Consider the following 19,702-nt stretch of genomic DNA (forward strand, 5'->3'; position numbering starts at 1 on the left):
ACTGAGAAACGAATGGCCGCCGATCCAATTCATCAGTTCCAAATCACCAAGCTCTTTACCCTTGGTCACATTGGCGGACAGGAAATCGCGTTCACCAATTCATCGGCCTACATGTTCCTCTCCGTGGGGGTCATCTCCCTGCTGATGATCGGCGGCATGGCCGGACGTCAGCTCGTTCCGGGGCGGATCCAGTCGATCGCCGAACTGAGCTACGAATTCGTCGCAGGAACCATCAGGAGCACCGCCGGCAAGGAAGGGATGAAGTTCTTCCCGCTGGTGTTCTCGCTGTTCATGTTCATCGCGGTCTCGAACCTGATCGGCATCATTCCCTACACCTTCACGGTGTCGAGCCACCTGATCGTCACCGTCGCGCTGGCGCTGTTGGTGTTCGTGATCGTGCTGTTCTACGGCTTCTACAAAAACGGCCTGAAATTCTTCAAGCTGTTCGTGCCGTCCGGCGTTCCGGTCTACATCCTGCCGCTGGTCGTGTTCATCGAAGTCATCTCCTTCTTCCTCAAGCCGGTTTCGCACTCGGTGCGTCTGTTCGCCAACATGCTGGCGGGCCACATCGCGCTGAAGGTGTTCGCGAGCTTCGTCGGGATGCTGGGCGCGCTCGGCTTTCTCGGCTGGATGGGCGCGATCCTGCCGCTCGGCTTGACGGTGGCGCTGACTGCGCTCGAGATTCTGGTCGCATTCCTGCAGGCCTACGTCTTCACCATCCTGACTTGCATCTATCTCAACGATGCGATGCATCCGGGCCACTGAGGCCCGGCATTCGACCTCTCTTCAACCAAACCCCAACAGGAGTTCGTTACATGGATCCGATTGCCGCGAAGTACATTGGCGCTGGTATTGCCTGCATTGGCATGGGCGGCGCGGGCGCGGGCGTGGGCATCATCTTCGGCAACTACCTCGCCGCTGCGGTGCGCAACCCCTCCGCTGCTCAGGGCCAGTTCGGCAACCTGATTTTCGGCTTCGCGGTGACGGAAGCGCTCGGCATCTTCTCGCTGCTGATCGCGCTGCTGCTGCTGTTCGCCCTCTAAGTCCAATCCGGTCCTGACCCGATGGTCATGACCGGCCGAACAGGAGAAGCCCGTGGCTGAAGGTCATGGCGATGCGAAGGGCGCAACCGCCCACACGGCGGCCGATGGAGGCCACAAGGCTCCGTTTCCGCCGTTCCAGAAGGAAACCTTTGCCTCGCAATTGGTGTCGCTGACGATCGCCTTCGTCGCGCTCTATCTGATCGTGTCCAAGATCATCTTGCCGCGCGTCGGCGGGGTGATCGAAGAGCGCCAGAAGACGATCGAGGGCGATCTGGCGGCGGCCCAGAAGCTGAAGGGCGAATCGGACGACGCGCTGAAGGCCTATGAGGCCGAACTCGCCCAGGCCCGCTCCCGGGCCCAGGCGATCGGCGCAGAGACCCGCGAAAAGCTGAACGCGGCGGCGGAAGCCGAGCGCAAGACGCTGGAACAGCGGCTGGCGGCGAAGATCGCCGACGCCGAGAAGACCATCTCGGCGACCCGTACCGCCGCGATGGGCAACGTTCGCGGCATCGCCTCCGAGGCAGCCGCCGCGATCGTTCAGCAGCTTGCCGGCATTCAGCCGGACAGCAAGGCGCTGGATAGCGCGGTCAACGCTTCAATCAAGGGCTGAGGCCGATGGGAATCTTCGCTGAAGCAGAAACCTGGGTCGCGATCGCGTTCGTGATCCTGATGGCTCTGTTCGCCTATCTCGGTGTCCACCGCACCGTGCTGCAGGCCCTCGACAATCGTCGCGACCGGATCAAGGCCGAGCTCGACGAGGCCCGCAAGCTCAAGGACGAGGCCGCCAAGCTGCTCGCCGACTATCGCGCGCGGCGCGCCCAGGCGGAACGCGAGGCCGAGGCGATCATCTCCAGCGCCAAGGCTGACGCCGAGCGGATCGCGGCGGAATCCAAGGCCAAGCTGGAAGATTTCGTCGCCCGCCGCACCAAGACCGCGGAGAGCAAGATCGCTCTGGCGGAAGCCCAGGCCGTCGCCGACGTCCGGGCCGCAGCCGCCGAGGCCGCCGTTTCCGCCGCCGCGACCATCCTGTCGCAGTCGGTCAAGGGCCAGGTCGCCGACGATCTGCTCGGCAAGGGCATCCAGGAAGTCCGCAGCAAGCTCAACTGAGCGCGGCTCCATCCAAAAACTCAAAAAGCCGGCGCGAGCGATCGCGCCGGCTTTTTTGTGTTTGCTTTCACCCGGCGACGCGCACTTCGCAACCTCTCCCGCTTGCGGGGAAGGTCGGATCGCGCAGCGATCCGGGTGGGAAGCTCACTCTCGCAGACCGCCGGGTCAGTGCTCGGCTCACCCTCACCCCAACCCTCTCCCGCAAGCGGGAGAGGGGCGCGCCGGACCCCTTGCGAGGCTCCGGCTATCAGAGGAAAGAGTTATGCGACGGCTCGCCGGAAGCGCAGCGACTACTTCTTCCGCGCCTTCGGCTCGCCCTTCAGCGCCTGCGGATCGAAGCCGATATAGAACACATAGGCGTCGTTCACGTCGGCCGGAGGCGCCGGGTAAACGACATCCTCCGTCACGAGACTGAACGGCACATTGCCGCTGCCGCCCATCGCCACATTGGTCCGATAGGCCTTGGTGAACACCGTCTTCGGCGACACGCCATCCTGCACCACGGCGACCCGGATCGGCACGTCGACATTCTCGGGCGCGCCGGCGGGCCCCGCGATGACGCGGCCCTGGATGCCGATATGCGCCGTGATCATCCCGCCATTGAGATTGCATTCGCGGGCGGTGCGGCCGATCACCACTTGATAGCGCAGATCGTTGCCGCTGGCCTCCTTACCGGGCAACCCGACCGCGTAGGTCGCGGCGCCGGAGCGGATGCTGACGGCGGGACAGGTGAGATCGGTGTCGGTCGCGGGGCCGTTCGAAATCGTCGGCGCCGGATCCGACGAACCGCCGAACAAGCCCTTGAACCGATCGGTGAACGATTGCGACCACGCCGGCGTCGTCGCCAGCACGACGCCGCAGATCGCCGATCCCACAATCGCCGTTCCAATGATGATTCGCGCGGCGTTTCGCCCCCGGCGCCGCTGCGACGCTCGTTCAAAATCGTGTCTCATCACCCTACCCGGCTGCTCCACTGGTCTTAACGGGGGCGTTATAGCAAAGCAAAGCCGGCGAACCAAAGGCGGTGATGTCACGCGCCCAAGGTGATTCGCCGCCCGATCAGCCGCGAAAATCCTCGTGCAGCAGGCCGAACAGCAGGTGGTCCTGCCACACCCCGTTGATGCAGAGATAACGCCTCGCCAGCCCCTCGCGGGTGAAGCCGCATTTCTCCAGCACGCGGATCGACGGCGCGTTGGTGGGGATGCAGGCAGCCTCGACGCGATGCAGATTGAGCTCGCCGAAAAGCGTGGGCAGCAAAACCCGCAACGCCGCCGTCATGTAACCGAGACCGGCATGTGGCTGGCCGACCCAATAGCCGATCGTGCCGGCCTGGACGATGCCGCGGCGGACATTGGCCAGCGTCACGCCGCCGATCAATTCGCCATCGGTCTCGCGAAACACCAGGAAGGGATAGGAGCGGTCGGCGGCAATGTCTTCGGCGTAGCGCCGGAGCCGGCGGCGGAAGCCCGAGCGGGTCAGATCATCCGACGGCCAGATCGGCTCCCACGGCGCGAGGTAAGCGCGGCTCCGGTCGCGCAGCTCGGCCCATTGCGGATAATCGGCCATCTGGGGAGAGCGCAGCAACAGCCCGTGGCCACGCGGCGCCAAAGCGGCGGGACCTGCGGACGGCATTCGAAACAGCGCCATGGCGACACTCCGATCGACGACACTCCGATCCGCGCCCGCGGGAAGCTCAGGCCCCGCGCACCGCGCGCGGCGTCAATGATACGACGTTTTGGCCTTGGAGTGTGTCAATCCTTCCGCGAAACCCACCGCCGCGTCCAGACCCCGCCCGCTGCCTAGCGCCACCACCGCCGGACGGCTGCGCGACAGCAGCTCGCGCGCGACATGGCGGGTGGTGTCGATGCTGACCGCGTCGATCTTGGCCACCAGTTCGTCGACCGACAGCGGCCGGCCATAGGCCAGGATGTGCCGGGCGAGCTGCTCGGCGCGCGAACTGCAGCTTTCCAGCGCCATCAGCAGACCGGCCTTCATTTGCGCCTTGGCGCGGGCGATCTCGGCGTCGGTCAGGGTCTCGACCGCGTCGTTGATGACGTCGACGATCACTTCCATCATCTCCGGCGCGTCGTCCGGATCGGTGCCGGTGTAGAGGCCGAAGAAGCCGGTGTCGGTGTAGGGCGCGTGGAAGGTGTAGATCGAGTAGCATAGCCCGCGCTTCTCGCGAACTTCCTGGAACAGCCGCGACGACATCCCGCCGCCCAGGATGTTGGTGAACACCTGCAGGCTGAACAACGACTTGTCGCTCTGCGGCAGGCCTTCCAGCGCCAGCGTCAGATGCGCCTGTTCGAGGTCGCGATGCACCACGCGCGAGCCGCCGGCGCCGAACATGGCCGGCTGCGGCTTCGGCGCCGGAGCGGCGTCGAAGCTCGCGAAGCGATGCGAGACCTCCTCGACGACGCGCTTGTGATCGACCGCGCCGGCCGCCGCGACCACCATGTCGGGGCCGCGATAATGCGTCGAGAGATAGGACTGCAGCTTGTCGCGGTTGAAGCTCTTCAGCGTCTTGGCGGTGCCGAGCAGCGAGCGGCCGATCGGCTGCTCCGGATAGCAGAGCTCGTTGAGATATTCGAACACCACGTCGTCTGGCGTGTCCTGCGCCGCGCCGATTTCCTGCACGATCACGCTCTTCTCGCGCTCGAGTTCGTCCGCCGCGAAAGACGGGTTGGCCAGGATGTCGCTCAACACGTCGAGCGCCAGCGGCACGTCGGCCTTCATCACCCGCGCGTAATAGGCGGTGGTCTCGGTCGAGGTGCCGGCGTTGAGGTCGCCGCCGACCGCCTCGATCTCCTCGGCGATGTCGCGCGAGGTGCGCCTTGTGGTGCCCTTGAACGCCATGTGTTCGAGGAGATGTGAGATGCCGTGCTCGTCGGGCTTCTCGTCGCGGCCGCCGACGCCGGTCCAGACACCGAGCGCCGCGGTTTCGAGATGCGGCATGGTGTCGGTGACGACGGTCAGGCCCGAGGGAAGCTTGCTGACTTCCACGCTCATCCGACAGCTCCTTGGTTGGCCGCACGGCTGATGGACAGCACGTGGCGTTCGATCGCCGCCTGATCGCGGGGCATCACTTGCATCTGCTCCGTCCCGCTCATCAAACCGTCGAGCCAGGCCGGCAACTCCGGCCGCATTCCACAGGCGGCCTCGACCGCGTCAGGGAATTTGGCCGCGTGCGCGGTGGACAGAACGATGTTGGGGACGGTTGGGTCCGTGGTGTCGCGATCAGCGACCGCCAGGGCGACGGCGGTGTGCGGATCGACCAGATCGCCGGCCTCGCGCCAGGCGGCGCGGATCGCCGCCTCGGTCTCGGTCTCGTCGGCACGGCCGGCGTCGAATTCCTCGCGGATCGCCGCCAGCACCGCATCCGGCAGCACGAAACGGCCGGACTGGGCGAGCGAGCCCATCAGCGCCCGCACCTGCGCGGCGTCGCGGCCGGTCGCCTCGAACAGCAGCCGCTCGAAATTCGAGGACACCTGGATGTCCATCGACGGCGAGGTGGTGGCGTGCACCTCGCGCACCTCGTAGATGCCGGTCTTCAGCGTCCGCGCCAGGATGTCGTTGACGTTGGCGGCGATCTTCAGCCGCCGCACCGGCAGGCCCATCTTCTTGGCGACGTAGCCGGCGAAGATGTCGCCGAAATTGCCGGTCGGCACGGTGAAGTCGACCTGCCGGTTCGGCGCCCCGAGCGCCACCGCGCTGGTGAAGTAGTACACCACCTGGGCGACGATCCGCGCCCAGTTGATCGAATTGACGCCGGACAGCGCGACCTTGTCGCGAAAGGCGTGATGATTGAACAGGCCCTTCACGATCGCCTGGCAATCGTCGAAATGCCCCTCGATCGCCAGCGCATGGACGTTCGGCGCCGCCGAGGTCGTCATCATCATCCGCTGCACGTCGGAGATCCGGCCATGCGGAAACAGCACCACGAGATCGACATTGTTCAGATTGGCGAAAGCGTCGACCGCGGCGCCGCCGGTGTCGCCGGAGGTTGCGACCACGATGGTGGTACGCTGCTTGCGCTTCTCCAGCACGTGATCCATCAGCCGCGACAGCAACTGCATCGCGACGTCCTTGAACGCCAGCGTCGGGCCGTGGAACAGCTCGAGCACGAACTGGCTCGGGCCGGTCTGGCGCAGCGGCACCACCGCGGGATGACGGAAGGTCGCATAGGCCTCGTTGGCCATCCGGCCGAGCTCGGCGTCGGAAATCTCGCCGGCCACGAACGGCCGGATCACCTCGACGGCGACCTCCCAGTAAGGCCGGCCGAACAGGCCGGCGATGGTCTCGGGAGAGAGCTGTGGCCAGACTTCGGGCAGATACAGCCCGCCGTCACGGGCGAGCCCGGTCAGCATCACGTCGCAAAAGCCGAGGCGCGGGGCTTCACCCCGGGTCGAAACGTAGGTCGTCAAGGGATCCTCCAAAGGCGTGGGCCGCGGCCAAGCCTTTGATATCGATTAATATTAGTCTCACGCGCGGGTGAAATCACGGGCACCATAGAGCGTTTTCCCGCGCAGGGGAAACCGCCCCTGACGAAAAGATTGCATCCAGCGACATCACGCAATGCGGCGCGACGCCCGGCCAGCCGGCGCAGCGGGCCGGGCCCGCCACTGGCCGCGCAGCCAGAACGCAAAGGCGACCACCACCGCGAAGGCCAGGCCGAACCAGGTGATGGCGTATTGGATGTGCTGGTCGCGCAAATAGACGCCGAGCGGCCCGGGCTTGGGCAGGCCATTGGCCGGCACCGGCGACTCCAGATCGAGATAGAACGGCGCAGGACGCGCGCCCCCGGCCCAGCCGAGCCGGTCGGCCATCGCCGCCACGTCGCGGGTGAACCACAGCCGCTTGGCGATGTCCGGCTCGGGCGTCAGAATCCCGGCGGTTTCCGGGAAGCGTAGATAGCCGGTGAGCGTCACCGGCTGGCCGGTGACGAGCGGCGCCACCACGCGGTCCTCGTAGCCACGGTCCTGCATGGTGTTCGGCACAAAGCCGGCATTGACCACGACGGTCTCGCCGCCCGGCAATTGCGCCGGCAGAAACGCCCAGGTGCCCGGCCCGGAAATGTCGCCGCGCACCGCGGAGCCGGAAGAATACACCATCGCATCCGGCTGCTTCGCATAGGAAGCGGTGAAGCTGACGCGGCGGAATTCATCGGCGGCGGGGGTGAGCGACGGCCACGCGGCGGGAGACGGCAATGCGACCGGCGCGACGGCGAGGCGCTCGGTCAGCGCCGCGATCAGCGCGTGCTTCGCGGTGCGGCGCTGCAATTGCCAGAAGCCGAGCGACAGCAACACCGCGACGATCAGGAGCGCGATCAGGCTCATTCCGGCGATGCCGCGCCGGCGCGAGGGGGACACGGTCATTTCGGTTCCGGCCCCTCCAGACGGCCTTCTTGCGCCTTGTGATGGAATTGCAGCGCGATCAGCAGCGCCTTCATCGACCGCAACGGCAGCAGCGTGGTGGCGAGCACCAGCGGCCCCCACAGCGCCGCGTGCAGCCAGAACGGCGGCTGATACTTCACCTCCACCACCAGCGCGCAGCCGACCACGATCGCGCCGCCGATCAGGATCATGAACACCGCCGCGCCGTCGCCGACATCGATGAACGCGTAGTCGAGATCGCAGACCTCGCAGCGCGGCCGCAGCGTCAGGAAACCCGCATACAGCTTGCCCTCGCCGCAACGCGGGCAGCGGCAGGCGACGCCGCGCAGCGCGCTCTGCAGCAGGGTTACTTCTGGCACTTGTTCGGACATCGCGCCTCCAACCCTCTCCCCTTGTGGGAGAGGGTGGCTTCGCGAAAGCGAAGCCGGGTGAGGGGTTGTGCCCCAAGCCCCCTCATCCGACGCGGACTTCGTCCGCGCCACCTTCTCCCACGAGGGGACAAGGAAAATGAACAGGGCGGCCATGCAGGCCGCCTTTTGTAGCACATCCGGCTGAGGTCAGTGTGCGCCGGCCATGGTCGAGGCACCGTGGCCCCAGACGTAGATGGAGACGAACAGAAACAGCCAGACCACGTCGACGAAGTGCCAGTACCAGGCGGCGAATTCGAAGCCGAGATGCTGGGTCGGAGTGAAGTGTCCCTTGGTGGCGCGGATCAGACAGACCAGCAGGAAGATGGTGCCGATCAGCACGTGGAAGCCGTGGAAGCCGGTCGCCATGAAGAAGGTGGCGCCATAGATGTTGCCGGCGAACGAGAAGCTCGCGTGGCTGTACTCATAGGCCTGCACGAAGCTGAAGGTGACGCCGAGCAGGATTGTCAGGATCAGCGCGTTCTTCAGCCCCTTGCGATCGTTGTTCAGCAGCGCATGATGCGCCCAGGTCACCGTGGTGCCCGACGTCAGCAGGATCAGCGTGTTGAGCAGCGGCAAATGCCAGGGATCGAAGGTCTCGATGCCCTTCGGCGGCCAGACGCCGCCGAACAACGCCTCGCGGGTGGCGTGGACCGGGTCGCCGGGGAACAGCGCGGAGTTGAAGAACGCCCAGAACCAGGCGACGAAGAACATCACCTCAGAGGCAATGAACAGGATCATGCCGTAGCGGTGACTGATCTGCACCACGCGGGTGTGGTCGCCCTGGAACTCGGCCTCCTTGATCACGTCGCTCCACCAGCTCGCCATGGTGTAGAGCACGCCGATCACGCCGACGCCGAACAGCATCGGCGCGCCCTGGAACATGTTGTGCATCCAGCCGATCGCACCCAGCGCCATGACAAAGGCCGATACCGAGCCGACGAACGGCCACGGGCTCGGATCGACCAGATGATAATCGTGACGTTTCGCGTGCGCGGTGGCCATTGTCGTGCTCTCCATTGGCAGTGCCGGTGAGGTCTTGCCCAAGGCCACCCGACAGTCGTCTTGCAGCGTTTCCGTGTCGTTTATAAATTGCCCTTGCGCTGGTCCGGCTCGCCCGAAGCCAACGGCTTCGGCGGCGGCTCACGCACGGGATAGAAGGTGTAGGACAGCGTGATGTTCTTGACGGTGTCGTTCTCATTGTCGGCGGCGAAGGCCGGGTCGACGTAGAACACAACCGGCATTTCGCGGGTCTCGCCGGCGGCGAGCGTCTGCTCGGTGAAACAGAAGCAATTGATCTTGGTGAAATAGGAGCCGACCGTCAGCGGCGTGACGTTGTAGGCCGCCTGCCCGGTGGTCGCGCGCTTCGATGTGTTGGTGACGCTGTAGTACACGGTCACGACCTGGCCGATCGCCACCTCGACCTCGCGTTGCTCTGGTTCGAACTTCCACGGCAGACCGTTGATGTTCGAATCGAACCGCACCGACACCTTGCGCGCCAGCGGCTCCGACGACGGCGCTGAGCCGGCCACCTGCGTCGTGCCGTTGAAGCCGGTGGTGCGGCAGAACCAGTCGTAGAACGGCACGGCTGCGAATGATGCGCCCACCATCAGCGCCACCACGAAGCCGCAGATCGACGCCACCGCCGCATCGCGCCCGAGACCGCGGCGAGGGGCCGGCTTCGGTAACGCGCTGGGCTGGACGTCCGGCATCGCTGGTTTGCTCCTCACATCGGCCGTTGCAGCACGATCGGTCCCTTGACCATGGTCACCGCGAAGAACAGCGCCACCAGCACGGCGAGCGCGAGCGCGATGGCGATCGAGCGTTCACGCTGGCGCTTCTTCTGCGCTTCGGTGAGAACGATCCCCGGTCTCCTCGGCTGGTCCATTGCAAGACCTCCTCAGGCGAACAACTGCCACACGGCCTTCGCGACGACCTCGATCAACAGGATCGAGAACAGCGCGAACAGATACAGGATCGAGAACTTGAACAGATTGCGCGTCGCCCGCAGCGCGGCGCTGCCGCTGCGATGGCGATACACCCGAATGGCGAGCACCAGCATCCAGCCGCCGAGCGCCAGCGAGGCGATGCCGTACACCGCGTCGAAATAGCCGAGCGGCCACGGCGCTGCGGCGACCGCGACCAGCACGACGGTGTAGAGCAGGATCTGCAGCCTCGTGTGATCGGGACCTGCGACCACCGGCAGCATCGGCACGCCGGCGCGGGCGTAGTCGTCGTTACGGAACAGCGCCAGCGCCCAGAAGTGCGGCGGCGTCCAGAAAAAGATGATCGCGAACAACAGCAGCGGCTCAACCGCGAGCGAGCCGGTGACCGCGGCCCAGGCCACCACCGGCGGCAACGCGCCGGCGGCGCCGCCGATCACGATGTTCTGCGCGGTCGATCGCTTCAGCCACATCGTGTAGATCACGACGTAGAAGAAGATGGTGAAGGCGAGCAGCGCCGCGGCGATCCAATTGACCAGTACGCCGAGCGTGACCACCGAGAAGAACGACAGCGTCATGCCGAAGGTCAGCGCTTCGGGCCGGGTAACGCGGCCGCGCGGGATCGGCCGGTTCGCGGTGCGCGTCATCAGCGCGTCGATATCGTTTTCGTACCACATGTTCAGCGCGCCGGCGGCGCCACCGCCGACGGCGATGCACAGCATCGCGGTGACTGCCAGCACCGGATGGAAGTCGCCCGGGGCCAGCAGCATACCGACCAGCGCAGTGAACACCACCAGCGACATCACCCGCGGCTTCAACAGCGCGACGTAGTCGGCGACTCCGGCCTCGGAGATGCGGGGCGCGGCGAGATCGATCTGGTTGGTGTCGATGACCGACAATTCGAAACCTCTGTTGTTTGAGCCGCATCCGCCGGCGGATGAACCCCGGCGGATGCTCGTTGTCGCAATAGCCTCAGCGCACCTGCGGCAGCACTTCGAACTGATGGAACGGAGGCGGCGACGAAAGGGTCCATTCCAGCGTGGTAGCGCCGACGCCCCACGGATTGTCCGCCGCCTTCTCCTTGCGGATGAAGGCGAGCGTCATCCCGAACAGGAAGATCAGCACGGCGAAGCCGGAGATGTAGGAGCCGATCGACGACACCAGGTTCCAGCCGACGAACGCGTCCGGATAGTCGACGTAGCGGCGCGGCATCCCCGACAGTCCGAGGAAGTGCTGCGGGAAGAACACCATGTTGACGCCGATGAACGTCACCCAGAAGTGCAGCTTGCCGATCGTCTCGCTGTACATGTAGCCGAACATCTTCGGGAACCAGTAGTACCAGCCGGCGAAGATCCCGAACACGGCGCCGAGCGACAGCACGTAGTGGAAGTGCGCGACGACGTAATAGGTGTCCTGCAGCACGCGGTCGACGCCGGCATTCGCCAGCACCACGCCAGTGACGCCGCCGACGGTGAACAGGAAGATGAAGCCGACGGCCCACAGCATCGGCGTCTTGAACTCGATCGAGCCGCCCCACATCGTGGCGATCCAGGAGAAGATCTTCACGCCGGTCGGCACCGCGATCACCATGGTGGCCGCGACGAAATAGGCCTGCGTCGTGCTCGACATCCCGACCGTGTACATGTGGTGCGCCCAGACCACGAAGCCGATCACGCCGATCGCCACCATCGCATAGGCCATGCCGAGATAGCCGAACACCGGCTTCTTGGAGAAGGTCGAGACGATCTGGCTGACCATGCCGAACGCCGGCAGGATCAGGATGTAGACTTCGGGATGGCCGAAGAACCAGAACAGATGCTGGAACAGCAGCGGATCGCCGCCGCCTTCGGCCGAGAAGAAGGTCGTGCCGAAATTGCGATCGGTCAGCAGCATGGTGATCGCGCCGGCGAGCACCGGCAGCGACAGCAGCAGCAGGAACACCGTGACCAGGATCGACCACACGAACAGCGGCATCTTGTGCAGGGTCATGCCCGGCGCGCGCATGTTGAAGATCGTGGTGATGAAGTTGATGGCGCCAAGGATCGACGAGGCGCCGGCGATGTGCAACGCCAGGATGGCGAAGTCGACCGCGGGGCCGGGATGCCCCGAGGTCGATAGCGGGGCGTACATCGTCCAGCCCGCTCCGACGCCGTTCGACGACGGCTCGCCCTCCACGAAGGTCGAGATCAGCAGCAGCGCGAACGCGGCCGGCAGCAACCAGAACGACACGTTGTTCATGCGCGGGAACGCCATGTCGGGCGCGCCGATCATCAGCGGCACGAACCAGTTGCCGAAGCCGCCGATCATCGCCGGCATCACCATGAAGAAGATCATGATCAGGCCGTGCGAGGTGACGAACACGTTGTAGGTGTGGCTTTCGTGGAAGATCTGCACGCCCGGGTACATCAGCTCGATCCGGATCGCGATCGACATCGCGCCGCCGATGATCCCCGCGATAATCGCGAAGATCAGATACATGGTGCCGATGTCCTTGTGATTGGTCGAGTAGACGTAGCGCCGCCACCCTGTCGGATGCGCATGGGCGTGATCGTCATGCGCGTGATCGGAATGAGCAACCCTTGCAGCTTCCATCGTCATTTTCAGATCCTGACTTGAAACCTTCGAACCTCGCGGTCCTCGTTCAGACGCCTCGCGCGATGACCCGATCAACGCGCGGGAGCGCCGGCCGATGCGTAGGATTTGCCGCCGTGGGAGGCGATCTGCTGCTGTTTCTTCCAGGCGTCGTATTCCTGATCGCTCACGACGCGGACGACGATCGGCATGAAAGCATGATCCTTGCCGCAAAGTTCCGAGCACTGGCCGTAGTAACGGCCTTCCCTGGTGGCCTTGAACCAGGTCTCGTTGAGCCGGCCGGGGATCGCGTCGATCTTGACGCCGAACGAGGGGATCGCCCAGGAATGGATCACGTCGGCGGCGGTGGTCTGAATCCGCACCACCTTGTTGACCGGCACCACGGTTTCATTGTCGACCGCGAGCAGCCGCGGCGGCACCGGGTTCATCTTGGCGCGCTCTTCGTCGGTCAGCATGATCGAGGTGAACTCGATCTTGTCGTCGGGATAGTTGTAGGTCCAGTTCCACTGATTGCCGGTCGCCTTGATGGTGACGTCCGGCTTCGGAATATCGAGCTGAAGGAACAACAGCCGGAACGACGGCACCGCGACCGCAACCAGGATCAGCACCGGGACGATGGTCCACGCCACTTCGATCAGCGTGTGGTGAGTAGTCTTGGACGGGATCGGATTGGCCTTGGCGTTGAACTTCACCGCCACGATCACCAGCAGCGCCAACACGAACAGCGTGATGGCAATGATCAGCCACAGCAGGAAGTCGTGGAACCAGACGATGTTTTCCATCACCGGGGTGGCGGCTTGCTGCAGCTTCATTTCCCAAGGGGACGGCTGGCCTTCGGCCGCAACCGCAGCGCCGCTGAAACCAAGCGCGCCTCCCAAAATCGCCAAGCTGAGCAACCGCCGGCCAAACAGGCCCATCGACATCGTCATGCCGCCTCGCTCCCCTATGCGTTTTGAGGGCTAAGCCGCTTGTGCGGAGCGCCCTTTTTCATTCCGAAGGGGATGCGACGCATCCCCTTTAAGAATGCTTCTCATTCCCTCTCTCAAACCACAATTCGCATGTACCTGCAATGCAGTATTGTACATTCGTAGGGCCCTCGCGGAGGTTTGTCCGTGAGCCGAAAATCGTTGCGGTTCAGGCGCATCTTGTGGTGCCCGGATAATGTGAACTGAGCTTGACAGCCGCACACGTCGTTGTAGGCACAGCGGGCAAACTTCACGGGACCCTGATTCGCCGGCGTCCGATGCCGCCTTTATGGTGCCGTCATTGCCGGATCAGTCGGAGGCCTGTGACCAAACATGCCGTCCCTGCCTTGAAAGCGATCCAGATGGGCCCAGCCGAACTTTCGCCGATGCTTGCCTCATGCCGCCGCCTTGCGCGCAGGAGCGGCGCCCGGCTGGTGCTGGCCGGAGCGATGGCGATCGCGCTGTCGTTCGGGTGGAGCGACCGCGCCGATGCGCAGGGCGCCGTGCGTTCGGTGCATGGCGACTGGCAGATCCGTTGCGACACCCCGCCCGGCGCCAAGGCCGAGCAATGCGCGCTGATCCAGAGCGTGGTTGCGGAGGACCGCTCCAATGCCGGCCTCACCGTCATCATCCTCAAGACCGCCGATCAGAAGAGCAAGCTGATGCGCGTGGTCGCGCCGCTCGGCGTGCTGCTGCCGTCGGGCCTGGGGCTGAAGCTCGACAATGTCGACGTCGGCCGCGCCGGCTTCGTCCGCTGCCTGCCGAACGGCTGCGTCGCCGAAGTGGTGATGGACGACAAGCTGCTCGGCCAGCTCCGCACCGCCAAGACCGCGACCTTCATCATCTTCGAGACGCCGGAAGAAGGCATCGGCTTCCCGCTGAGCCTCAACGGCATCGGCGAGGGTTACGACAAGCTGCCGTAGTCGCCTTTCCGTCAGATCCCGCAGTTCAACGAAATGCGGCGGCACGGGTTATCCCGGCTGCCCGTTTTGTCATGCGTCCGTGACGAAAGACGCGGTTACGCGACATCGATTCTTTTTCGACTGACGGATCGATATCCTTCGATCGGTTGAAGATGGCGGGCGCAGCTCTGGCTTATGCCATCCCCTCGCAGAGTGCCCGCAGAGCGCTTATGTTGATCACCAGCCAACAGTGGAACAGATCACATGACCAGCCTTGCCCAGACCTCCCTGCTCGACCGCGCCAATCTCGATCGCGACGACGTCCGGCGCGAGATCGCCCGCGGGCTTGCGGGGGCGGACGATGGCGAGCTGTATCTCGAATACAGCCAGACCGAGGCCTTGGCCTTCGACAACGGCCGGCTGAAACAGGCGACCTATGACACCGCGCAGGGGTTTGGCCTGCGCGCGGTGAAGGACGACGCGGTCGGCTACGCGCATTCCTCCGACGTGTCGCTGCCGGCGCTGATCCGCGCCGCCGATGCGGTGGCGGCGGTGCGCGGCGATTACAGCGGCAGCTTCGCGGCCGCGCCGGCGCATACCAATGTCCGGCTGTATGGCGACGGTAATCCGCTCGATGCGCCGGGCTTCGAGGCCAAGGTCAAGCTGCTCGCCGAGATCGACGCCTATATCCGCGACAAGGACCCGCGGGTGCGGCAGGTGTCGGTGTCGGTCGGCGCGACCTGGCAGGTGGTCGAGATCCATCGTCCCGATGGCGAGAGCTATCGCGATGTCCGCCCCCTGGTGCGGGTCAACGTCTCGGTGGTCGCCGGCCAAGGCGACCGGCAGGAGAGCGGCAGCAAGGGCTATGGCGGCCGCGAGCCCTATGCGCGTTTCATCGAGACCAAGGCGTGGCGCGAGGCCGCCGACGGCGCGCTGCGTGAGGCGCTGGTCAATCTGGAATCGGTGCCGGCGCCGGCCGGCGAGATGGACGTGGTGCTCGGCCCCGGCTGGCCGGGCGTGATGCTGCATGAAGCGGTCGGCCACGGCCTCGAGGGCGATTTCAATCGCAAGCAGACTTCGGCCTTTGCCGGCCTGCTCGGCCAGCAGGTGGCGGCCAAGGGCGTCACCGTGGTAGACGACGGCACCATCTCGGCGCGGCGCGGCTCGCTGTCGATCGACGACGAGGGCACGCCCACCAGCCGCACCGTGCTGATCGAGGACGGCGTGCTGACCGGCTACATGCAGGACCGCCAGAACGCACGGCTGATGAAGATGCAGCCGACCGGCAACGGCCGCCGTCAGTCTTACGCCCATGTGCCGATGCCGCGGATGACCAACACTTACATGCTCGCAGGTCAGCGCGACCCGGCCGAGATCATCGCGTCGGTGAAAAACGGCATCTATGCCGCGAATTTCGGCGGCGGTCAGGTCGACATCACCTCAGGCAAATACGTGTTCCAGTGCACCGAGGCCTACAAGATCGAGAACGGCAAGATCGGCGCGCCGCTGAAGGGTGCGATGCTGATCGGCAACGGCCCCACCGATCTGCACCGCATCTCGATGATCGGCAACGACCTGCAGCTCGACTCCGGCATCGGCACCTGCGGCAAGAACGGCCAGGGCGTCCCGGTCGGCGTCGGCCAACCGACGCTGCGGATGGACAGGATCACGGTCGGCGGCACCGGCGGATAGCGCATGATAACGCGCCATCCTATGCGGGCTTGACCCAATATTCCGGCGCGCGAAAGTCACCGGCGCGGGATGCGCCGTGCTACCGCACCACGCCTGAGAAAAACCCCGGCTTGCGCTGCGGCGGCTTGATCTGGTTTTTCAGGAAACACCGCGCGTTGCGGCCGACATAGCCCGGCCGCGCATAGGTCCAGGCGCGGCATTTGTTGTCCTGCTCGCAGGCCGCCTTGCAGGCATCGTCGGCTTCGTTGGCCTTCAGCTCGAAATTGCGGTAGTCGCCGCCGAACCGATCGATCGACGCCTCGATCGAGCCGTTGCGCGGCTCCAGGACGCCGGCCCCGCGCACGCCTGAGACACAGCAATTGCTCGGGCTGCGCTGCGGCACGCTGCTCTTCAGCCAACAGAATGCGCCGTCTTCCGGCGCTTGCGGATAGGCGAAGGTCCATGACCGGCAGCGGCGATCGCGCTCGCACATCAGCGCACAGTCGGCGGGATCGTTGCTCGACACCTTCGCACGCAGATAGTCGGCCCCCGGCCGGTCGAAATTGGCCTGGGCCTGCGCCACGCGCGGCGCCAGCGCCGCCGCAGCCAAGGCGAGCACGAATAACCATGCCCTGACCGAGCCGCCTCGCCGCATTCACGCTCGCTTTCGAGTTAGGCCCTGGTTCCCGTCGAGGGCGCACCAAAATGGGGAGCCCGGGCCGCCGCACCAAAACGGCATCTGACGGTGATCTACCTGTACGAGCGATGAACGGCGATCGGCCGCGGCGCGATCCTCAGAATGCGTATTCGTCGTAGGCCGGTTCGACCGAGCCGCGCCAGGCGCCGTCGAACTTCTCCAGCATCTCCTCCGCCGGCGTCCGGCCCGCGTCGAGGATCTGATCGAGCGCCGCGAGGTGCCGCGTTTCATCATGGCCGAAGCCATCGATTCGGCCGCGACGGCGCAACCCGGCATGGGCCAGCACCAGACATTCCCGGGCGATCTCGAACAAGAAGCGGTTGCCGATTCGGGCTTTGAAGCCGAGCCGCGGCACGTCGTCGCGCAGCGCCTGCCGCTCCGACGCATCCCAGCCTTTGACGATCTCCCAGGCCGCGTCGAGGCTGGTGTCGTCGTACAGCAGCCCGACCCAGAACGCCGGCAGCGCCGGCAGCCGGCCCCACGGCACGCCATCGGCGCCGCGCATCTCGAGATAGCGCTTCAGCCGCACCTCGGGGAAAATCGTCGACAGATGATTGGCCCAGTCCGACAGCGTCGGCCGCTCGCCGGGCAGCTTCTGGTTCTTGCCGTCGAAGAAATCGCGGAACGACGAGCCGGAGACGTCGATGTACTGGTCGCCGCGCTTGACGAAATACATCGGCACGTCGAGCGCGTAGTCGACCCAGCGCTCGAACCCCATGCCGTCCTCGAACGCCCATGGGATCATGCCGGAGCGAGCATTGTCGGTGTCGCGCCAGATTTCAGAGCGGAACGACAGAAAGCCGTTCGGCTTGCCTTCGGTGAACGGCGAATTGGCGAACAACGCGGTCGCCACCGGCTGCAGCGCCACCGACACCCGCAGCTTCTTGACCATGTCGGCTTCGGACGAGAAGTCGAGATTGGTCTGCACCGTGCAGGTCCGGTACATCATGTCGAGGCCGTAGCTGCCGACCTTCGGCATGTAGTTGGTCATGATCTTGTAGCGGCCCTTCGGCATCACCGGAATGTCCTCGCGCGACCAGGACGGCGTCATGCCGAGGCCGAGGAAGCCGATGCCGAGCGGCGTCGCGACTTCGCGCACCTGCGCCAGATGCGCCATCAGCTCGGCGTGGGTCTGGTGCACATTGTCGAGCGGCGCGCCGGACAGTTCGAACTGGCCGCCGGGCTCGAGCGAAATCGCCCCGCCGCCGGTGACGTCGTGCAGCCCGATGATGTGCGGGCCCTCCATGATCGGCTCCCAGCCGAGCAGGAGCTGCATGCCCTCGAGCAGCGCGCCGATGCCGCGCGCGCCCGCGTAGGGCACCGGGTGATGTCCCTCGAGCGTGAACGGCGTCTTCTCGTGTTCGGTGCCGATCCGGAATTCCGACGGCGGCTTGACGCCCGCTTCGATCCACCCGACGAGTTCGTCGCGCGAGTTCAGCGGCGTCATATCGATCTGGTCACGCGCCATGAGAGTTCCGGAAGCAGCGCGCGGGGATGGGATGCGCAGGGGGACGGGAGCCGCGGGTCGAAACAACCGCGAGCGGGAGGGGTGAGCTGTGTATCATCGCGCAGCCGCGGTGTCTCGGGGGGGCGGCGCGGCCGCCGTCCCGTCGCAGGAACAGCCAAGCCGGTCGAGCAGCCCGCATAACCGCACCGCGTCGGCGTCGGACAATTTCGAGCCGACGTGTTTTTCGATCGCCGCAGAATAGGCGGCCCACATTGTTTTCTGCAACTCGCGTCCAGCCTCGGTGATTTCCACGAACAGGCCGCGTTTGTCCATCTCGCATTCCCGCCGCGCCGCCAGCCCCTCGTCGACCAGCCGATCGATCAGGCGCGATGTGGAATACTGCGGAATCAGCATCTGTTTTTCGAGCTCGACCGGACGCATCTCGCCACCCGGCGCGCGCGACAATTCGAGCAGCGCGTCGTACCAGGCGAGCGGCGGGAAGCCGGCCTTTTTCAGATCCAGCTCGACAGCATCCAGCACACGGCTGCGGACCCGCATCAGACGGACCCAGGCGGCGGTCGCTTCGGTCGACGGCTTGCGTTTCATCGCCCCATCCATCGTGCGCCGCGAATGTAGCGCACTGTATGCAGCTGCATCAATATTGACTCTTCCATGCAGCCGCATTTAATCGCGCCGGTAAGTTTTTCCAATGATCTTTCAGGAGGAATCGTCGATGAAGCTTTATTATTCACCCGGAGCGTGTTCGCTCTCGCCGCATATTGCGCTCAGCGAATCCGGCCTGCCGTTTGAACTGGTCAAGGTCGACATCCGGGCGAAGAAGCTGGAAAACGGCGACGACTACACCCAGATCAATCCCAAGGGATCGGTCCCGGCGCTCGGTCTCGACGACGGCGGCGTGCTGACCGAAGGCCCGGCGATCGTGCAGATGATCGCCGACAAGGTGGGCGGCGGTAAACTCGCACCCGAGAACGGCACGGCCGAGCGCTATCGGCTGCAGGAATGGCTGAATTTCATTTCCACCGACCTGCACAAGAGCTTCGGCCCGCTGTTCTCCCCGGTGCTCGGCGACGAAGCCAAGACTTTCTTCAAGGACCGCATCGCAAAATATTTTGCCTATGCCGACAAGCAGCTCGCCGGAAAGGATTACCTGATGGGCTCGCAGTTCACGGTGGCGGACGGCTATCTGTTCGTGATCCTGACCTGGGCCGACCGGATGAAGATCGACATGTCGACCTTCGCCAATCTCGCCGCCTTCAAGGCCCGCGTCGCCGCACGGCCGAAGGTGCAGGATGCGCTGCGGAGCGAAGGGTTGCTGCAGAAGGCGTAACGAACCGCCTGGTGCTGAAACAAAGAAGGGCCGGATCGCGATGATCCGGCCCTTGTTGTTTGTAACCGTAGAGAGACGTGGCCTCGCCGCAGCGGCAGCGCACACCTCTCCCGCTTGCGGGAGAGGTCGACGCGCGAAGCGCGGCGGGTGAGGGCACTCCGCCCCGCGAGTCGCTGAGTCAGTGCTC

General features: G+C 65.1%; 22 protein-coding genes. 7 read left to right on the forward strand and 15 right to left on the reverse strand.

Annotated elements, in window-relative coordinates; all coding sequences use genetic code 11:
* Window positions 1-12 precede the first annotated feature (12 nt).
* From BMY71_RS13820 to BMY71_RS13835, 4 genes are read left to right on the forward strand one after another with little or no spacing between them, the layout of a single operon-like run.
* Window positions 13-765: a F0F1 ATP synthase subunit A gene (locus BMY71_RS13820; protein ID WP_092684417.1), complete on the forward strand. Its 753-nt coding sequence runs from the start codon at window positions 13-15 to the stop codon at window positions 763-765.
* Between the two features lie 50 nt (window positions 766-815).
* Complete coding sequence (locus BMY71_RS13825) at window positions 816-1,043, forward strand: F0F1 ATP synthase subunit C (protein WP_009796340.1); 228 nt, start codon at window positions 816-818, stop codon at window positions 1,041-1,043.
* A gap of 52 nt (window positions 1,044-1,095) precedes the next feature.
* Window positions 1,096-1,653: a F0F1 ATP synthase subunit B family protein gene (locus tag BMY71_RS13830; protein ID WP_011501252.1), complete on the forward strand. Its 558-nt coding sequence runs from the start codon at window positions 1,096-1,098 to the stop codon at window positions 1,651-1,653.
* 5 nt (window positions 1,654-1,658) lie between these two features.
* Entirely contained in the window at window positions 1,659-2,150 is a 492-nt protein-coding gene (locus BMY71_RS13835; RefSeq protein ID WP_092684419.1) for a F0F1 ATP synthase subunit B family protein, read from the forward strand.
* 290 nt (window positions 2,151-2,440) lie between these two features.
* On the opposite strand, the gene BMY71_RS13840 is transcribed toward BMY71_RS13835, so the two are convergent.
* The 12 genes from BMY71_RS13840 to coxB all read right to left on the reverse strand — a co-directional run bounded on the left by BMY71_RS13840 (window position 2,441) and on the right by coxB (window position 13,414).
* Window positions 2,441-3,103, reverse strand: coding sequence for a hypothetical protein (locus BMY71_RS13840; protein WP_011501250.1), 663 nt, complete (start codon window positions 3,101-3,103; stop codon window positions 2,441-2,443).
* A 106-nt stretch (window positions 3,104-3,209) separates the two neighbouring features.
* Window positions 3,210-3,797 carry a GNAT family N-acetyltransferase gene (locus BMY71_RS13845; protein WP_011501249.1) on the reverse strand — a complete coding sequence of 196 codons (588 nt, stop codon included), beginning with the start codon at window positions 3,795-3,797 and terminating at the stop codon, window positions 3,210-3,212.
* A 72-nt stretch (window positions 3,798-3,869) separates the two neighbouring features.
* On the reverse strand, window positions 3,870-5,159 hold the full coding sequence (locus BMY71_RS13850) for a M16 family metallopeptidase (RefSeq protein ID WP_011501248.1): 1,290 nt from the start codon (window positions 5,157-5,159) through the stop codon (window positions 3,870-3,872).
* Window positions 5,156-6,574 carry a threonine synthase gene (thrC, locus tag BMY71_RS13855; protein WP_092684606.1) on the reverse strand — a complete coding sequence of 473 codons (1,419 nt, stop codon included), beginning with the start codon at window positions 6,572-6,574 and terminating at the stop codon, window positions 5,156-5,158. The genes BMY71_RS13850 and thrC overlap by 4 nt, the downstream gene beginning before the upstream one ends.
* A 144-nt stretch (window positions 6,575-6,718) precedes the next feature.
* Window positions 6,719-7,525, reverse strand: a complete 807-nt coding sequence (locus BMY71_RS13860) for an SURF1 family protein (RefSeq protein WP_092684421.1) — start codon at window positions 7,523-7,525, stop codon at window positions 6,719-6,721.
* Window positions 7,522-7,914 (reverse strand): DUF983 domain-containing protein, encoded by a 393-nt coding sequence (locus BMY71_RS13865; RefSeq protein WP_092684423.1) that lies wholly within the window; start codon window positions 7,912-7,914, stop codon window positions 7,522-7,524. The genes BMY71_RS13860 and BMY71_RS13865 overlap by 4 nt, the downstream gene beginning before the upstream one ends.
* 186 nt (window positions 7,915-8,100) lie before the next feature.
* Entirely contained in the window at window positions 8,101-8,955 is an 855-nt protein-coding gene (locus tag BMY71_RS13870; protein WP_011501244.1) for a cytochrome c oxidase subunit 3, read from the reverse strand.
* Window positions 8,956-9,035: 80 nt separating this feature from the next.
* Window positions 9,036-9,662 (reverse strand): cytochrome c oxidase assembly protein, encoded by a 627-nt coding sequence (locus BMY71_RS13875; RefSeq protein ID WP_092684425.1) that lies wholly within the window; start codon window positions 9,660-9,662, stop codon window positions 9,036-9,038.
* A gap of 14 nt (window positions 9,663-9,676) precedes the next feature.
* Window positions 9,677-9,838, reverse strand: coding sequence for a hypothetical protein (locus BMY71_RS13880; protein ID WP_011501242.1), 162 nt, complete (start codon window positions 9,836-9,838; stop codon window positions 9,677-9,679).
* A 12-nt stretch (window positions 9,839-9,850) separates the two neighbouring features.
* The gene (locus tag BMY71_RS13885; RefSeq protein ID WP_092684427.1) at window positions 9,851-10,792 is read right to left on the reverse strand and encodes a heme o synthase; all 942 of its coding nucleotides are present in this window, start codon (window positions 10,790-10,792) and stop codon (window positions 9,851-9,853) included.
* A gap of 73 nt (window positions 10,793-10,865) precedes the next feature.
* Entirely contained in the window at window positions 10,866-12,491 is a 1,626-nt protein-coding gene (ctaD, locus tag BMY71_RS13890; protein WP_092684429.1) for a cytochrome c oxidase subunit I, read from the reverse strand.
* Between the two features lie 68 nt (window positions 12,492-12,559).
* On the reverse strand, window positions 12,560-13,414 hold the full coding sequence (gene coxB, locus BMY71_RS13895) for a cytochrome c oxidase subunit II (RefSeq protein WP_011501239.1): 855 nt from the start codon (window positions 13,412-13,414) through the stop codon (window positions 12,560-12,562).
* Window positions 13,415-13,836: 422 nt separating this feature from the next.
* Between coxB and BMY71_RS13900 the strand changes: the two genes are divergently transcribed.
* Window positions 13,837-14,373: an invasion associated locus B family protein gene (locus BMY71_RS13900; RefSeq protein ID WP_092684608.1), complete on the forward strand. Its 537-nt coding sequence runs from the start codon at window positions 13,837-13,839 to the stop codon at window positions 14,371-14,373.
* Window positions 14,374-14,616: 243 nt separating this feature from the next.
* Window positions 14,617-16,044 (forward strand): metalloprotease TldD, encoded by a 1,428-nt coding sequence (tldD, locus tag BMY71_RS13905; protein ID WP_092684431.1) that lies wholly within the window; start codon window positions 14,617-14,619, stop codon window positions 16,042-16,044.
* A 79-nt stretch (window positions 16,045-16,123) separates the two neighbouring features.
* Here the strand turns inward: tldD and BMY71_RS13910 are convergent, their stop codons facing one another.
* The 3 genes from BMY71_RS13910 to BMY71_RS13920 form a co-directional block, all read right to left on the reverse strand.
* Entirely contained in the window at window positions 16,124-16,678 is a 555-nt protein-coding gene (locus BMY71_RS13910) for a PAN domain-containing protein (protein WP_011501236.1), read from the reverse strand.
* A gap of 139 nt (window positions 16,679-16,817) precedes the next feature.
* On the reverse strand, window positions 16,818-18,188 hold the full coding sequence (locus tag BMY71_RS13915) for a glutamate--cysteine ligase (RefSeq protein WP_092684433.1): 1,371 nt from the start codon (window positions 18,186-18,188) through the stop codon (window positions 16,818-16,820).
* A 93-nt stretch (window positions 18,189-18,281) separates the two neighbouring features.
* Complete coding sequence (locus tag BMY71_RS13920) at window positions 18,282-18,773, reverse strand: MarR family winged helix-turn-helix transcriptional regulator (RefSeq protein WP_092684435.1); 492 nt, start codon at window positions 18,771-18,773, stop codon at window positions 18,282-18,284.
* A gap of 127 nt (window positions 18,774-18,900) precedes the next feature.
* On the opposite strand from BMY71_RS13920, the gene gstA reads away from it, so the two are divergent.
* Window positions 18,901-19,515 carry a glutathione transferase GstA gene (gene gstA, locus BMY71_RS13925; RefSeq protein WP_092684610.1) on the forward strand — a complete coding sequence of 205 codons (615 nt, stop codon included), beginning with the start codon at window positions 18,901-18,903 and terminating at the stop codon, window positions 19,513-19,515.
* Window positions 19,516-19,702: the final 187 nt, after the last annotated feature.

The sequence above is a fragment of the Rhodopseudomonas pseudopalustris genome, assembly GCF_900110435.1.
Lineage (GTDB): Bacteria > Pseudomonadota > Alphaproteobacteria > Rhizobiales > Xanthobacteraceae > Rhodopseudomonas > Rhodopseudomonas pseudopalustris.

Bases quoted from the DNA above. Each gene is read 5' to 3' on its own strand.
- BMY71_RS13920 (WP_092684435.1), bottom strand. From the start codon at position 18,773: ATGAAACGCAAGCCGTCGACCGAAGCGACCGCCGCCTGGGTCCGTCTG.
- BMY71_RS13865 (WP_092684423.1), bottom strand. From the start codon at position 7,914: ATGTCCGAACAAGTGCCAGAAGTAACCCTGCTGCAGAGCGCGCTGCGC.
- BMY71_RS13915 (WP_092684433.1), bottom strand. From the start codon at position 18,188: ATGGCGCGTGACCAGATCGATATGACGCCGCTGAACTCGCGCGACGAA.
- BMY71_RS13870 (WP_011501244.1), bottom strand. From the start codon at position 8,955: ATGGCCACCGCGCACGCGAAACGTCACGATTATCATCTGGTCGATCCG.
- BMY71_RS13910 (WP_011501236.1), bottom strand. From the start codon at position 16,678: ATGCGGCGAGGCGGCTCGGTCAGGGCATGGTTATTCGTGCTCGCCTTG.
- BMY71_RS13825 (WP_009796340.1), top strand. From the start codon at position 816: ATGGATCCGATTGCCGCGAAGTACATTGGCGCTGGTATTGCCTGCATT.
- ctaD (WP_092684429.1), bottom strand. From the start codon at position 12,491: ATGACGATGGAAGCTGCAAGGGTTGCTCATTCCGATCACGCGCATGAC.
- BMY71_RS13900 (WP_092684608.1), top strand. From the start codon at position 13,837: ATGCTTGCCTCATGCCGCCGCCTTGCGCGCAGGAGCGGCGCCCGGCTG.
- BMY71_RS13860 (WP_092684421.1), bottom strand. From the start codon at position 7,525: ATGACCGTGTCCCCCTCGCGCCGGCGCGGCATCGCCGGAATGAGCCTG.
- tldD (WP_092684431.1), top strand. From the start codon at position 14,617: ATGACCAGCCTTGCCCAGACCTCCCTGCTCGACCGCGCCAATCTCGAT.
- BMY71_RS13820 (WP_092684417.1), top strand. From the start codon at position 13: ATGGCCGCCGATCCAATTCATCAGTTCCAAATCACCAAGCTCTTTACC.
- BMY71_RS13850 (WP_011501248.1), bottom strand. From the start codon at position 5,159: ATGAGCGTGGAAGTCAGCAAGCTTCCCTCGGGCCTGACCGTCGTCACC.
- gstA (WP_092684610.1), top strand. From the start codon at position 18,901: ATGAAGCTTTATTATTCACCCGGAGCGTGTTCGCTCTCGCCGCATATT.
- BMY71_RS13875 (WP_092684425.1), bottom strand. From the start codon at position 9,662: ATGCCGGACGTCCAGCCCAGCGCGTTACCGAAGCCGGCCCCTCGCCGC.
- BMY71_RS13845 (WP_011501249.1), bottom strand. From the start codon at position 3,797: ATGGCGCTGTTTCGAATGCCGTCCGCAGGTCCCGCCGCTTTGGCGCCG.
- BMY71_RS13840 (WP_011501250.1), bottom strand. From the start codon at position 3,103: ATGAGACACGATTTTGAACGAGCGTCGCAGCGGCGCCGGGGGCGAAAC.
- BMY71_RS13880 (WP_011501242.1), bottom strand. From the start codon at position 9,838: ATGGACCAGCCGAGGAGACCGGGGATCGTTCTCACCGAAGCGCAGAAG.
- coxB (WP_011501239.1), bottom strand. From the start codon at position 13,414: ATGACGATGTCGATGGGCCTGTTTGGCCGGCGGTTGCTCAGCTTGGCG.
- BMY71_RS13835 (WP_092684419.1), top strand. From the start codon at position 1,659: ATGGGAATCTTCGCTGAAGCAGAAACCTGGGTCGCGATCGCGTTCGTG.